The sequence below is a fragment of the Rhizobium sp. P1_B8 genome, assembly GCF_056406515.1.
The window spans coordinates 65531-79335 of sequence record NZ_JBFTZZ010000022.1 but is presented as its reverse complement, the minus strand read 5'-3'; the positions used below and the strand labels follow the sequence as shown (position 1 = coordinate 79335).

The 13805-nt window shown below is 61.2% G+C and carries 13 protein-coding genes; 5 read left to right on the top strand and 8 right to left on the bottom strand.

The window, feature by feature from the left end:
* Positions 1-2426 precede the first annotated feature (2426 nt).
* Both AC1D2N_RS24235 and AC1D2N_RS24230 read left to right on the top strand, forming a co-directional pair.
* Positions 2427-3506, top strand: coding sequence for a YihY/virulence factor BrkB family protein (locus AC1D2N_RS24235; protein ID WP_018516926.1), 1080 nt, complete (start codon positions 2427-2429; stop codon positions 3504-3506).
* 73 nt (positions 3507-3579) lie between these two features.
* Positions 3580-4863, top strand: a complete 1284-nt coding sequence (locus AC1D2N_RS24230; RefSeq protein ID WP_018444596.1) for a cystathionine gamma-synthase family protein — start codon at positions 3580-3582, stop codon at positions 4861-4863.
* 49 nt (positions 4864-4912) lie between these two features.
* Here AC1D2N_RS24230 and AC1D2N_RS24225 read toward each other — a convergent pair whose 3' ends face one another.
* Both AC1D2N_RS24225 and AC1D2N_RS24220 read right to left on the bottom strand, forming a co-directional pair.
* Entirely contained in the window at positions 4913-5326 is a 414-nt protein-coding gene (locus tag AC1D2N_RS24225; protein ID WP_018245469.1) for a cupin domain-containing protein, read from the bottom strand.
* A 46-nt stretch (positions 5327-5372) separates the two neighbouring features.
* Positions 5373-6137 (bottom strand): SDR family oxidoreductase, encoded by a 765-nt coding sequence (locus tag AC1D2N_RS24220; RefSeq protein WP_018516925.1) that lies wholly within the window; start codon positions 6135-6137, stop codon positions 5373-5375.
* Between the two features lie 359 nt (positions 6138-6496).
* On the opposite strand from AC1D2N_RS24220, the gene AC1D2N_RS24215 reads away from it, so the two are divergent.
* Positions 6497-6955, top strand: a complete 459-nt coding sequence (locus AC1D2N_RS24215) for a carboxymuconolactone decarboxylase family protein (RefSeq protein ID WP_018245471.1) — start codon at positions 6497-6499, stop codon at positions 6953-6955.
* Positions 6956-7030: 75 nt separating this feature from the next.
* Here AC1D2N_RS24215 and AC1D2N_RS24210 read toward each other — a convergent pair whose 3' ends face one another.
* The 4 genes from AC1D2N_RS24210 to AC1D2N_RS24195 form a co-directional block, all read right to left on the bottom strand.
* Complete coding sequence (locus AC1D2N_RS24210; protein ID WP_018245472.1) at positions 7031-7780, bottom strand: sensor histidine kinase; 750 nt, start codon at positions 7778-7780, stop codon at positions 7031-7033.
* A 151-nt stretch (positions 7781-7931) separates the two neighbouring features.
* Entirely contained in the window at positions 7932-9134 is a 1203-nt protein-coding gene (locus tag AC1D2N_RS24205; RefSeq protein ID WP_018245473.1) for a thiolase family protein, read from the bottom strand.
* Positions 9112-10641, bottom strand: a complete 1530-nt coding sequence (locus tag AC1D2N_RS24200) for a class I adenylate-forming enzyme family protein (RefSeq protein WP_026242344.1) — start codon at positions 10639-10641, stop codon at positions 9112-9114. Before AC1D2N_RS24200 ends, AC1D2N_RS24205 begins: the two co-directional genes overlap by 23 nt.
* Positions 10642-10670: 29 nt before the next feature.
* On the bottom strand, positions 10671-11087 hold the full coding sequence (locus tag AC1D2N_RS24195; protein ID WP_018516923.1) for an acyl-CoA thioesterase: 417 nt from the start codon (positions 11085-11087) through the stop codon (positions 10671-10673).
* Positions 11088-11140: 53 nt separating this feature from the next.
* Here AC1D2N_RS24195 and AC1D2N_RS24190 point away from each other — a divergent pair, with 53 nt between their 5' ends.
* A complete protein-coding gene (locus tag AC1D2N_RS24190; RefSeq protein ID WP_026242343.1) occupies positions 11141-12115 on the top strand; it encodes a zinc-dependent alcohol dehydrogenase family protein in 975 nt (324 codons plus the stop codon).
* A gap of 13 nt (positions 12116-12128) precedes the next feature.
* On the opposite strand, the gene AC1D2N_RS24185 is transcribed toward AC1D2N_RS24190, so the two are convergent.
* Positions 12129-12497 carry a winged helix-turn-helix transcriptional regulator gene (locus AC1D2N_RS24185; RefSeq protein WP_018245477.1) on the bottom strand — a complete coding sequence of 123 codons (369 nt, stop codon included), beginning with the start codon at positions 12495-12497 and terminating at the stop codon, positions 12129-12131.
* 146 nt (positions 12498-12643) lie between these two features.
* Here AC1D2N_RS24185 and AC1D2N_RS24180 point away from each other — a divergent pair, with 146 nt between their 5' ends.
* Complete coding sequence (locus AC1D2N_RS24180; RefSeq protein ID WP_018245478.1) at positions 12644-13111, top strand: nuclear transport factor 2 family protein; 468 nt, start codon at positions 12644-12646, stop codon at positions 13109-13111.
* 162 nt (positions 13112-13273) lie between these two features.
* Here the strand turns inward: AC1D2N_RS24180 and AC1D2N_RS24175 are convergent, their stop codons facing one another.
* Positions 13274-13741, bottom strand: a complete 468-nt coding sequence (locus AC1D2N_RS24175; protein WP_018245479.1) for a response regulator — start codon at positions 13739-13741, stop codon at positions 13274-13276.
* Positions 13742-13805: the final 64 nt, after the last annotated feature.

Genomic DNA, 13805 nt, shown 5'->3' with positions numbered 1-13805 from the left:
CACGCGATGAGCGCTGGAAGTGGTGTTGTCCGCGGACAACTTGCCGAGCAGCGACCTTGGCGGACGCGGTTCTCCGGCCTCAAGCCGGCTGACCTGCCCCGCCCCGAATTGCTCGATGAAGGAAATCGGGCATCGCACTGCTGGTGGGCCAGCAGCCAAACGTGAGGCCAGAGGTTCGCAATGATCGGCGACGATGCGCACTGGAGTTGCCTCGCCTAGCCCTTCGTCCGCTCAAGGGCGTAGCCTCGCTTGTCTCCACCTGACCGACCGCCGAATTGGCCGAGATATCGAACATGGCGATCGCCAAGCTCGACTTCCAACTATCCGCCCCGGCACATGCGGATCCCGACGTCGGCACAAAGCCACCCGCTGCATCATTCGAAGCTTCGGCCCCCGGCCACCGGAACTCAGGAAGGAGGACCAATCGATATAGCTTGGACGGACGAGCCGATCGATGCAGTTCGGGCTCACAGGATGCCAGATTGGCAGCCCTCACGTGCCGCCCCTCTCCAGCTTCCCCCAAAGACGCGCCGCAGGGGCTCGAAGGACGGAGCCGCCGCCCACCGATCTGCTCGGACCAAAGCATCGCCATGAGCCAAACAGCCTAACGCCGCGGGACGGGAGGCCTCGATTGCCGCCCCTCCAGCGAAACGAAAAAGCGGCGACAACGACACCGCGGCGGCGCCTTGCCACCCCTGTCGCGGATCCCATTCGGAGAGTGAAGCCGCAGCGCGCAGTCTCCTTGAATGGGTGCAATTCTGCTCTTCATCAAACCGGTGGCAGGCTCTGGGGAACGCGATCCTGTCGGCAGACCCGACAGGGCTCTTCGGAAGCGCTGGAGCCGAATACCTCCACGCCTGCTCGGCGAGGTGCAGGAAACGGCCGCTCTACGACACCAGGCAGAGCCACCGAGGCGGCCACAGTGCCGCAAGGTCACAGCGTCCATCAGTAGCGCGATATCGGGCATATTTTCCCGGTCGCGCAAACCAATTGCCGCGGGTACCAACTCATGTGCAAACGACCTGACAGCTGCCGGGCTGATCAACCGGTTGTCCGCGGACAACGGCACGATCGGGCGATAACTGGCCTACGGGGGTTCCTGGATTCCCCTGAGGGAAGACTGGAGGATCGACTGTCCTGCCGTCATTGAAGCTGCACCTTCCGTGCGATGGCCGACCGACGGAACGTCGTCGCATCCGACTTTCCACGTGATCGAGCGGAGGGATCACGCGACAGGGGAGGGGCTGCCTTTCGACCCTACGTGATCGGGAGCTCAATGCCGAGGCTTTCCGACGTATCAACTCGTTGTCCAAACGGGCGACCGCTGATATCGGCCGACCGTCCGTCAGCGCACATGCCCCAGCGACAACGATCGCCAATTGCTTGCGGTGGCGAGCCGAGCGCATGTGGGGGCAGGCAGCATCGAGTTCGCCTTGACTGGGATAGCCGGCCGTGACGCCATGGCGCGCCGCCACAGATAGGGCGGCGCCCGCCTTCGATGCACGCCATTTGATGACATGTGGATCCTCGCTCTCTAGCATATGGAAGACCTGCGTTAATCCCGGCCTATATGCCGGTAGATGATCCCCTGCCTCCAAAAGGGATGCGCGAGATGCCCAGCAATGAACTGCCCGAGCAGCGCCTCCAGTCGCGGTCGGGGAGGGGCCGCCGATGGCTCATGGCGCCAGGCTGCGAGCTGGCCGATGTCCCGAGCAACGCGCGCATTAAGTCTCCGCCACATTGCCACGCGGTTGCTTTCGCGTGGCGACTTGGTCGGTGCGCGTTCTGCCGATTGCCGAGACGCTATCAAGCAACCGCCATCGCTATCGAGCTCGCCTCCGCGGGCAGGTCACTATCTAGGTCGCGACGACGCTTTGCCACGCGGCGCGCCGAGCGAAAGCAATCGGCTCGCAGGGGTCGGCCTTGGATTTGGCCGTTGATAACGCAGACGGCTATTGCAGGCCATTGTCACCGGCGCTATTGTTTTGTCGGGCTTGCTACACAGCGCGTCGCGGTCGCCAGCATCGGACGGCAGTGGGATTCAGGTCCAAGTCGCGCTCTCGATAGGAGCTGCGCACCGGTCTCGCGGCCGCCAAGCCGCCCCATCGGTAGACTTGCGAAAAAGAAACAGCACAACGCAGCAAAGGAACTAAAGACCGAGTTCACTTCCGCAGCTGGAGGCGAACGCAGTAATATCAATGCGTTGTAATTTCTAAAACTCCCTAAGATCCGTTGCTTAGGCGGTAACCGAGCGCAGTGGCGGCGCGGCTTGACGAGCCCTCAATCACCTCCGATCCCTGCCGCCTGACCCGGACCGCGGGAACCTGACTGACCTCGCCCCTGCTTAAATGTCCGCAGGAAAGCAACGGCTTGCATCCTTTAGCGGCACGCCGCGTTATCTCCGCACCAGATCGGAGAACATCCTCATGCCAGATGTGCTTCACCTCAAGAAATTCCCCATTGCGGCGACAATCATGGCCGCAGCGATCGGCGCATTTGTCTTGATGCAGGCGACGGAGCGCAGGTCGGCTGCCCCATCTGCGGATGTCGGTCACGCGGGTGACGATCATGGCCGCAGCGCTAGCACGCCCGAGGCTATTCCCTTCAGCGGCCTTCGCGACGTGTTCTGGCGCGTCTTCCACGAGGTCCTCGCCGACCGGGTCACGCTGATTGCCGCGGGCGTGACCTTCTATCTGCTGCTGGCGCTGTTCCCAGCCATGGCGGCTTTGGTATCACTCTACGGGCTGGTTGCAGATCCGACCACCATATCCGAACATCTTCGCGAATTGGCTGGCCTTCTGCCATCAGGCGCGTTCGATCTTCTTGCCGACCAGATCAAGGAACTCGTCGATCGTCGCGACGCTACGCTCGGCATCACCTTTTTTGTCGGTCTCGGCATCGCCCTCTGGAGCACGCATAGCGGCACGCTGGCGATCTTCGACGCTATGAACGTCGCCTATGAGGAAGAGGAGAAGCGGGGGCTTGTCCGGTTGAACCTGATCGGCCTTTGCTTCACCTTGTGCGCAATGCTTTTGACAATTGTCATGGTGGCGCTCGTCGGGGTCATGCCTGTTGTCCTCTCCTATCTCTGGCTCGATCAATTCAAGGAGCACATGGCCCTTCTCATGCGATGGCCGCTGCTTCTGCTGGTCGTCGCTGTGGCCGTTACATCAGTCTATCGCTTCGGCCCCAGCCGGGAGCCTGCCAAACTCCGGTGGATGACGTGGGGCGCGGCTCTGACCACGGTCGCCTGGACCGCCATGTCTCTCGGCTTCTCCTACTATCTGGATCATTTCGCCAATTACAACGCGACATACGGCACACTCGGCGCACTGATCGGCTTCCTCATCTGGATCTGGCTTTCGGTCGTCATTCTCATCATCGGAGGCGAGCTGAACGCCGAACTGGAGCATCAGACCGCGAAGGACACGACGACGGGAGCGCCGCTGCCGATGGGATCGCGCGGGGCCTATGTCGCCGACACTCTGGGCAAGACCATAAGCTGACCGCGATGATTGCTCCTCTCATATGGTTTTGATGTATTCTGCCATTTCTGCAGTCCCGACACAGGAGACGTTGATGACCGCCCCGCATCCTTCCAAAACCCATATCGGCAATCATGCGCTGCATCCCGAGACGCAGATGCTGAACTACGGCTACGATCCCGAACTCTCGGAAGGGGCGGTCAAGCCACCGGTGTTTCTCACCTCCACCTTCGTTTTCAATACAGCCGAGGATGGCCGCGACTTCTTTGATTACGTGTCGGGCCGCCGCGAGCCGCCCGAGGGGAAGGGGGCCGGCCTCGTCTACTCGCGCTTCAACCATCCAAACAGCGAGATCGTCGAAGACAGGCTGGCCGTCTACGAACGGACGGAAAGCGGCGTGCTGTTTTCATCCGGCATGGCGGCGATAGCCACGACTCTGCTCGCCTTCGTCCGGCCGGGGGATGCGATCCTGCATTCGCAGCCGCTCTACGGGGGAACCGAAACATTGCTGGCCAAGACCTTTCTGAACTTCAGCGTCGCCGCCATTGGATTTGCCGACGGCGTCAGCGAAGGATCGGTGCAAAAGGCGGCGGAAGAGGCGATGGCCAAGGGCCGCGTCTCCGTCATCCTGATCGAGACGCCTGCCAATCCGACCAACAGTCTGGTCGATGTCGCGATGATCCGACGCGTGGCCGACATGATTGGTGCAAGACAGGGCCATATGCCGATCATTGTCTGCGACAACACCCTGCTCGGACCGGTCTTCCAGCGGCCGATCGAGCACGGCGCCGATATCTCGCTCTATTCGCTGACCAAATATGTCGGTGGTCATTCGGACCTGATCGCCGGCGCCGTTCTTGGTCGCAAGGCGGTGATCAAACAGATCAAGGCCCTGCGCGGCGCGATCGGCACGCAGCTCGATCCACATTCCTGCTGGATGCTCGGCCGTTCGCTGGAAACGCTGCAGCTTCGCATGGAGCGGGCCAACAGCAATGCGCGGGCCGTTGCAGACTTTCTGCGAGATCACCCGAAGGTCGAGAAGGTTCACTACCTGCCCTACCACGATCCGGAATCGCCGGCCGGCCGGACCTTCATCGCGCAATGCAGCGGCGCGGGCTCCACCTTCTCTTTCGACATCCGCGGCGGTCAGCCCGCCTCGTTCAAATTCCTGAACGCGCTGCAGATCTTCAAGCTCGCGGTCAGCCTCGGGGGCACGGAGTCGCTCGCAAGCCACCCGGCAACCATGACGCATTCCGGCGTGCCCGCCGATATCCGGGAGCGGATCGGCGTTCTGGAATCGACGATCCGGCTGTCGATCGGCATCGAACATCCGGATGATCTGGTGGCGGATCTGGAACTGGCGCTGCAGGGCGCCTGATGCGGCGGGAGAAATCGATGCCCGGCGGTGCCGGGCATCGTGGGTCACGTCACTTGTCGTCGGTCGTCAGTTCCGTCTCGTCGGTATTCAGCACGAAGACCGCAAGCAGGCGCGCCGGCTTTGTCTTGCTGGCGTTTTTGCTGACGGCGTGATGATCGCCCGGAAATTCGGGAAAGCTTTCGCCTGCTTTATAGACCTTCTCCGGCCCGTCATTCACCTTGCTGGTGATCGCCCCTTCGAGAACGGTCGCATAGATGAAGGCCGAGGCCGGGTGGGTATGGCCGGGCGACGACCCGCCCGGTGCATATTCGACGAGCACCGCCCGCATGCTCTTGCCGGGAACATTGGGAAGCTTCTGGTCGAAAACGACGCGAACCTTCGCGTCGCCGCCTGCGGCATAAGCCTGAGTGCCGGCGGCAAGGACAATCGCAAGCGCTGCTGCCGAGATCATTTTTTTGAGCATGTCTGGTCTCCTCAGTTGATGGGAATGGGTCGCTTGGCGCCCGGTGTCAGGCGCTCTTCTTCTGGGGCGGCTGCCGGCTCAGCCAATCGTCAAAGCGGATCTGGCCAAGCCGCGCCTTGGCGCCGGTCACGAGCGAATTATCCTCGAGCTCCACGCCGAAGTAGCGGGCATGCGGATCCGCCACCACTTGCCGCGGATCATTCGTCGCCTTGAAGAGACGCGTCACGATTTCGGTGAGGCGGACTTTCTCGGGCCCGCCGATCTCGATCGTGCCGTTCAGAGGCGTGCCGAGCGCCACCTCGGCCATGACGTCGGCGACGTCGTCCGAGGCGATCGGCTGCACATAAGCCGGCGACAGATGCACGGTCTGGCCGACGGTACCCGACTGGGCGATGCCAGCCATGAATTCATGGAACTGGGTGGAGTGCACGATGGTGTAGGGTATGCCGGAAGTCTTGATCAGCTCTTCCTGGGCCATCTTGGCGCGCATGTAGCCACTGCCCTGCAGCCGCTCCATGCCGACAATCGACAGCGCGATGTGATGCTTGACGCCGGCGGCAGCCCCTGCCTTGAGCAGATTGCGGCCCGACGTCTGGAAGAATTCCAGGACGGCCTTGTCCTCGAACGAGGGTGAGTTTGCGAGATCGAGCACCACCTGTGCTCCAGCGAGCGCTTCCGCCAGGCCTTTGCCGGTAATCGTGTCCACACCCGAGTTCGGCGAAGCCGCCAACACCTCGTGCCCCTTGTTACGCAATCTTTCCACGGTCTTGGAGCCGATGAGGCCAGTGCCGCCGATAACGACGATTTTCATGTTTAGTCTCCTTGTCCTTTACGAGGATGTCCTCTGGTGACCTGAAGGTGAGCAGGCAACTGCTCGGCATGCCCACCGCGTCCCCAATGAGCGAAGCGACTTCATAGGGACCGTCGCCGGTGCGGCCGGTAACCGATGGGCAGGAGGATGCGCCGGATCGCGGTCCCAAACTATTCTTCCTCGGTCGCTGTCACCCTATGCCAACGCAGTAGGCCAGCTGGCCGAAATGGCGGAACATGACGTCAACAGGCATCGGCTTGATAAACCGTTGGGGCAGATGGTCGACCCGGAAGGCAAGGCGTATTCACTGCCTGCAAGCCGAGGCTTGCGTCATCAATGCTCTCACGATGGAGATAAGAATGATCAAGCGTCTGAACTTCATGGCCCATAAGAACAGCGGCATCGACGGCCTCGTGGCCGTTGAAGGCTGGATTGCCAAAAGCTTCGATCCGAAGTTGCTCGAACTCGTCAAGGTGCGCGTTTCCCAGATGAACGGATGCGCTCACTGCCTGCACATGCACCGCCAGGACGCGCTGAAGCTCGGCGAAACGGATGACCGGCTGCTGCTTCTGAACGCGTGGCGGGAGTCGCAGCTTTTCACCACTCGGGAGCGGGCCGCACTCGCCTGGGCCGAGGCTCTCACTCAGATCGCGAAAAGCCATGCGCCGGATGATGTTTATGAAGAGGCACACGCCAACTTCGCGGATGACGAGCTCGTGGCCCTTTCGATCGGTGTTGCGATGATCAACGCCTGGAACAGGCTGGCGATCGGCTTTCGGCTTCAGCATCCGGCAGATCACAAACGCGCCGCCGCCTGACAGCTGCGTTAGGAATGAGCCTGGCGAAAAGCTTCGCCCGGCTATGCCATGAATTTGGCCCGGGATTGCTGGGCCTCAGCCTTCGACGGGCAATCGCAGTGTCACCACCGTGCCTCGGCCGAGCTCGCTTTCCAGACGGAGATGGCCCCGTGCTTCCCGAACGAATCGATTCACCATCGGCAATCCGAGGCCGCCAAGCCCCGATGCTTTCGTCGTGAAGAACGGATCGCTCGCCCTGCGTAGCACATCTTCTGTCATCCCGAGACCATTGTCCGAAATCCGCAATTCGATCCCGGCTGCGGCGCGTTCGTCGTCGATGGAGGTGGCTATGATTGAAATCACGCCGCCATCCGGCATGGCGTCGCGCGCGTTGAGCAGGAGGTTCATAATGGCGCTTTGCAGCCCTACGCGGCTGCATCGGAAGATCGGAAGCGTCTCGCTGGCATATATCTCGAACGCGATATTGCGATCCCAGGTCGCTTTGGCCAGGGCTTCGATCTCCATCAGGCAAGCCCTGATGTCGACCGGCTCGGCGGCGGCATTGCCGTCGCTCGCAAGGCGCATCGTCTGCTGAACGAGCGTTCCTGCACGCTGAAGCGAAATCCTGGCACTGGCGAAGATCGGCAGGAGGGTAGGGGCCATCTCGATGTCCGGACTGCGTGAAATCATGTTCAGCGCGGAGGTGGCGACCTGGATCAGATTGCCCAGATCGTGGACGACGCCGAATATGCCGTCGGCAGAATTTGCATCGAAGGCAATCGCATCCGGTCGAGTGTGGGAAAAGTAAGCTTCATCAGCGAGGATGTTGGTATCTGACTGCGACATGCTTTGCTCCTCATCCGCTCCAGCAACAGACATGTCGTTCCCGAGCAAATGGAGGCTATGACGCGAGCGGGGTTGTAGTCGATTGGTTCAAGGGTGAGGGAAAGCAATACCGTCGTATGGTCGCGCGCCGGATGCCGTTACCCTATTTTGGTCAGGAAAGCTGGGTAGCCTCGAACATGGCGGTCAGCCCAATGCCTCCGCCGATACCGATCATGGCCAGGCCGGTCGCGCCCGGCGCCCATCCGCTGAGGTCGCGGATCAGCTGGCTGTATAGTCGGGTAACGAGGATTGCGCCGGACGCCCCGAACGGGTGGCCCAAGGCAATCGCTCCGCCGTTCCTGTTGATCGTATCGGCAGGAATATCGAGCTGATCCAGCGATGCCAGAACCTGGGCCGCGAAGGCCTCGTTGAATTCGATGGCATCGATGTCGGAGAGCGAGAGCCCGGACTGACGCTGCAGCAGCTTCCTGGTCGAGGCGACCGGCCCGATACCAAGCAGATTGGGATCCACACCGGCAGCGGCGCTATCGATGAAGGCAAGGCCCTTTTCGATGCCCATGCTTCTCGCCATTGCGCGGCTCATGACAAGTACCAGGCAGGCGCCGTCGTTCAGCGGGCAGGCATTGCCTGCTGTCACCGAACCATCGGCCAGGAAGACCGGCCGGAGGTTTGCGAGCGCCGGGAGGGATGTGGAGGCACGTGGGCATTCGTCCCGTTCGATCTGACCATGGCTGGTGGGAATTTCAACGATCTCGGGCCGAAAGATGCCCGCCTCGGCCGCCTGCACGGCGAGCCGGTGGCTGCGCAGGGCGAATTCATCCTGTCTCTGGCGCGTTATGCCGAACTGCCGCGCGACGTTTTCGGCGGCAATTCCCATTTCCGGATCGCCGATCGTTTCAGGCGAAAACCGGGCGCGCCCGTAAAATCGCGGCGGCATCCCATTCGCCTTTGGTCTTTCGACGCGCCATGGCGCGGTGCTGACACTCTCCACGCCGCCGGCCAGAAAGCACGACCCGCCTTTCGCCTGGATCAGACGGGCTGCGGTGATGATCGCTTCCAGACCCGAGCCGCATTGCCGATCGATAGTCACGCCCGGAACCGCCATGGGCAGACCTGCGGTGAGGGCTGCCAGCCGCGCGATGTTTCCACCGCCACCTGCGGCGTTGCCCACCAGAACGTCGTCTATGGTGTCGGGGGCAATTCCCGTTTCGGAAAGGATCCGATGAATGATCGGCGCAAGCAGGTCTTCCGCCGCGACAGTCGCAAGCGATCCGAAAGCCCGGCCGATCGGCGACCGGTAGGCGGCAACCACGACTGGCTGCCAATCCTCGTCAGGCTGAAAGGCGTAGGACAAGATCGTCTCCAGAAACCACGGCCCGCTCCACTTGCCCCCTCGAGATTTTCCCGCTGCTCGTCATCGGCCAGGACCTTATATGGTAGAATTGCTTGGGGATCTTGTACTTCCCGAGCATCTGCGCGCAATGATCGGCCAGGATTTTCGGGTCCATCGTCTCTCCCGAGACAACGGCGACGATCCGTTGGCCGAAATAGGCGTCCGGCAGCCCGAAGACAACGGCATCCTCTACACCGGGGCAGGCCTTGAGCGCACTCTCGACTTCGGCGGGATAAACGTTGTTGCCGCCTGATATCATCATGCCGCCCGCCCTGCCGATCACCCGCAGCATGCCATTGGCATCGAGTTCGCCGAGATCTCCAACCGTCGCTCCGGCTTGTGTGACCCGGAAGGCCTGACCGTCATCGCCCCAGAGATATCCATCCGCGATCAGGTCGCTGCTGACGAATATGGTTCCCGCCACATCGATCCCGACATCCTTTTCATCGGGGTCGCGAATGGAGATTTCCACGCCGGGATAGGCTCGTCCGACCCGGTCGATCGGAAAATCGATCTCGCCGCCCGCGAGGGTCGAGACGGTCATGAAACCAATCTCGGATGCGCCGTAATATTCCCGGATGCGCGCCTTCGGAAACAGGCGGCGCATGGATTCGACACCGTTGACATCGAGCTTTGCGCCGGCAGTGAGGACATCACGCAGGGAGGCCAGGGCCGGTTCACCCGTCCAGGCCCTGGCAATCCCGGCTATATGGGTGGGAACGGCGACCAGCCGTTCGATCCCTTCCGAGAAGAGGGCGCGTGCGACCGCACTAGGCTCCCATTTCCGGACTGAATGGAAGGTTGCCCCGGCATCAAGAGCTTCGACCAGCGCATAAAGCGCCAGGCCATGAGCCAAGGCTCCCGGGCACATTGTCGAGGGGGCGTCTTCGAGCTCGAAAACGACGCGTCCGCGATCGAGGCTCCGGCGCCATTGCTCGCGCGAGCGACAATAGGCTTTCGGCTCGGCAGTGGTCCCCGACGTGAAGCCGATCAGAAAGATCTTATCGGCATCGACCGGCAGCTCGGCTTCACCTTGCGTCGAGGCGAGGTCGAAAGCCTCCGCTCCGGCAGCGATGACGGGAATGCCAAGTCTTCGGGCAATTTCGGCGCTTGGTCCAGCATCGTCGTCGACAATCAAAACGTCAGGCACCAGCCGCTCGATTATGCGTTCGATTCTTTCCGCCGGCATCATCGGGTCGACGACCGCGCAGGCATTTGGGTAGGCGGTGGCCGCCGCAAAATACTCGGCAAAGGCGATATGGTTGCCAAGGCTGAGAGCGGCAAGCTTCTCCACACCGGGCAGATCGAGCGTGCGGCGGTTCGAGCGAGGGAGATCTTGGAGAAAGCGATAAATTGCCTTGGCGCGGACATAGAGCTCGCCATAGCTGAGCGAACGCCCGTCGATCACCAGCGCCGGCTTGTCCGGTGTCTCCGTTGCATGTCGAAGAAGCTGCACATGGATCGGCATGGACACCCGCGGGTTTGAATGATCGGCCGTCAGCCCGGAGACAGAGCGGCTCTGGTCGTTTCGGGAATCGGCGTCGGGCGGCTGTCGGAGAGGCCGACGCAGACCCAGACGAAATGCGCCGATGCGCAATGGGCGCCATCGCGCTGGCGAAAGAGTTCGATCGCAAAGGACAGGCTCGTGCGCCCGATTTTCTCCACGTCCACCTTTGCCTCGACAACATCGTCAAGGTCGATGGGCCTGTGAAAGGTGATCTCCGCCTTCTTCACGTGGTAGGCGACGCCGGAAGAGGTGTGGCGGAAATGGCTGAGAATTTGCCGTTGCCGCAGGAACTCGACGACTGCATCCTCGCAATAGTCGAGATAACGGGAATTGTGGACATGACCATAGATGTCGATGTCTCGCATCGAGACCCGGAACGATGCTAAAGGCCTGTCGTCAACGCTCATTCGATCACCGAAAATTCGACGGGGTGATCTAACCGCAGTGTGTGGGGGATGCAATGCAATATCAGGCGGTCGTGCGAAAATTCGGCCCGGCTCAGGATGTCGTCGAACTCGAGCAGGCTGCGCTGCCGCCGCTGCGGCGCGATGAGGTGAGGGTGCGCCTGCTGGCGCGGGCGATCAATCCGTCCGATATCATCACCATATCAGGAGCCTATAGCGGACGCACCACATTGCCCTTCATTCCGGGCTTCGAAACGTTCGGCGTGATTGAACAGTGCGGTGAAGAGGTTCATGGGCTTTCCCCCGGAACACGCGTGCTGCCGGTGCGCAGCGCCGGCGGCTGGCAGGAATTCAAGGATACCGATCCCGGCTGGTGCCTGCGTGTTCCGGACGAGCTCACCGACTTCGAGGCTGCGACGAGCTACGTCAATCCGATGACGGCCTGGTTGATGCTGCATGCCAAGATCGGGCTGAGGCCGGGCATGCGCATCGCCGTCAATGCCGCCGCCTCTTCGATCGGAGCGATATTGATCGATCTCGCCAACGCCGCAGGGGTGGAGCCGGTCGCCATCGTGCGCAGCGAAGGATCACTTGAGCGCCTGCGCGGCCGGGTCGAGGCTGTCATCATCGATAGGGAAGAAAGCGAAAGCGATCTGGTTGCCGGGCTCGCCGGCCGGCATGGGCTCGACGCAGTGCTCGACTGCGTCGGAGGAGCGCGCGCCGCAGTCCTCGCCGGTGCGCTGCGGCCGGGCGGACGTTTCGTGCATTACGGTCTGCTCTCGGGGCAGAGCATCCCGAATTCATTCTGGGCGTCCCATCCCGATATTTCCTTTTCCTATTTTCACCTTCGGGAATGGGTTCATTCGCAAACCATGGGCGATGTCCAACAGGCCTATTCCGAGGTTGCGGCGCAGATCGTTTCGAAGGTCATCGCGACCGAGGTGCGCGAGGTGTTTCCTTTGGAAAATGTCAGGCAAGCCCTGCAGTCCGCGCTTCCCTTCCGAACGGGCGGCAAGGTGCTCTTGGCCTGACAGGGCTTCGCCGCTAGGCGTTTTCGTGCCGTAGCCGAGCGATGCTGATTGCCGCATGGTTCTGCTCGGCCCATCCGACCAAGGCTTTCATGGGGATGAGGAAGGATCGCCCCAGCTCCGTCAGTTCATATTCCACGCGAGGCGGAACCTGCGGATAGACGGTGCGCCGCACGAAGCCGTCCTGCTCCAGATGCTTCAGCGTCTTGGACAGCATCTGCTTCGAGATGTCTCCGATTTCACGCAGCAGTTCGTTGAAGCGCTTTTTCTCGTTTTCCAGCGCATCGAGTGTCAACAGGCTCCATTGATCACCGATGCGATCGAGCACGCCTCTGATCGGGCATCCAGCGCCGGGCTGTTGTCTTGGGTCATGCGTCTCTGACACGGCTTTCTCCTGCAATTCTCGGTCATCGCCGGCTGACCTTGGCACCAGAAACTGCCTTCTTGCCTGAGATGCAGCGGTTTCATAGACCAAGCGTCATAGTCTGTATTCTAGACTAGCTCGCCGATCCATACCAAGGAGCTTAATGCATGACATTCGGGAAATCGCTTTTCGCACTCGTCATTTTGGCGGGCATCGCCGCGCCGGCCGGCGCTTTTGCTGAATCGGCCACGCGGGATTTGAAGATCGAAGAAGCCAACCGGAAGCTGGTTGTCGAGTTCTACGACCGGTTCTTCAACAAGCACGATATCGCGGCTGCCTCGGTCGTCGCCGACGACTACAGGCAGCACAATCCTCAAGTTCCCGATGGGAAGAAGCCTTTGATTTCCTTCTTCGCCGGCTTCTTCAAGGACAATGCCCAATCGAAGGCTGAGATCGTCCGCAGCGCCGCCGATGGCGATCTGGTCTGGCTGCATGTACACGCGACGAACGGCGCAGGCGATCTCGGCCAGGCGATCGTCGATATTTTCCGCGTCAAGGACGGCAAGATCGTCGAACACTGGGACGTGATCCAGGCCGTTCCGAAAGAGGCGGCAAACAAGAACACCATGTTCTGAGCTGGATGGGGCCGGCTGCCTCGCTGGCCCCATTATCGACACAGCGCGCCTGGTTCAGCCGTCTCTCTCGTTGCTGGCGATTTCCGCCGCACTGCTCGGTCAACATTTGCCGATGGCCTAACGCCCATACGCCAAGATGGCTGGTGCCATCAACCGATCCCGTCAATCAATCCGGGGACGCTCCGATTTCGGCGTTGCCAGCCCGTGTTTGGCAAGCTCCAGGGTCAGGATACGGGTTTCGAGAAGGTTGAAGATGCGCAGGATGGCCTCGATCGCATCGAACGGTTTCGTCAGAAAATCTTTCGCGCCAAGAGAAAGCGCCCGTCGGCGCGTCGGCAATGTTGCATCGGCGGTCAAAACCAGGATCGGCAGATAGCTGTTTTCAGGAATGAGCCTTGCGAAGGTCTCCAGCAAAGCGAAGCCATCGAGATCGGGCATCATCAGGTCGAGAAGAACGAGATCCACCGGATGTTCGCGAAAGAGCCGCAACGCCTCGCGTGGCTCGGTGGTGCTGATGAGTTCGTTGAAGCCTTCGCGTTTGAGAATGCGTTCCAACAGGGAAACATTTGCGGGCTCGTCGTCGACGATCAGGATCGTCGATCGTCGCACGATGTCGGTGGGGTCTGTCATGGGCCAAACGTTTCGTCAAAGGCGTTGGAGGATATCAGCGCGCAATCAAATCATAGGCGACGTC

Coding starts and splice junctions, on each gene's coding strand:
- AC1D2N_RS24235 (WP_018516926.1), top strand. CDS start 2,427: ATGCCAGATGTGCTTCACCTCAAGAAATTCCCCATTGCGGCGACAATC.
- AC1D2N_RS24230 (WP_018444596.1), top strand. CDS start 3,580: ATGACCGCCCCGCATCCTTCCAAAACCCATATCGGCAATCATGCGCTG.
- AC1D2N_RS24225 (WP_018245469.1), bottom strand. CDS start 5,326: ATGCTCAAAAAAATGATCTCGGCAGCAGCGCTTGCGATTGTCCTTGCC.
- AC1D2N_RS24220 (WP_018516925.1), bottom strand. CDS start 6,137: ATGAAAATCGTCGTTATCGGCGGCACTGGCCTCATCGGCTCCAAGACC.
- AC1D2N_RS24215 (WP_018245471.1), top strand. CDS start 6,497: ATGATCAAGCGTCTGAACTTCATGGCCCATAAGAACAGCGGCATCGAC.
- AC1D2N_RS24210 (WP_018245472.1), bottom strand. CDS start 7,780: ATGTCGCAGTCAGATACCAACATCCTCGCTGATGAAGCTTACTTTTCC.
- AC1D2N_RS24200 (WP_026242344.1), bottom strand. CDS start 10,641: ATGCCGATCCATGTGCAGCTTCTTCGACATGCAACGGAGACACCGGAC.
- AC1D2N_RS24195 (WP_018516923.1), bottom strand. CDS start 11,087: ATGAGCGTTGACGACAGGCCTTTAGCATCGTTCCGGGTCTCGATGCGA.
- AC1D2N_RS24190 (WP_026242343.1), top strand. CDS start 11,141: ATGCAATATCAGGCGGTCGTGCGAAAATTCGGCCCGGCTCAGGATGTC.
- AC1D2N_RS24180 (WP_018245478.1), top strand. CDS start 12,644: ATGACATTCGGGAAATCGCTTTTCGCACTCGTCATTTTGGCGGGCATC.
- AC1D2N_RS24175 (WP_018245479.1), bottom strand. CDS start 13,741: ATGACAGACCCCACCGACATCGTGCGACGATCGACGATCCTGATCGTC.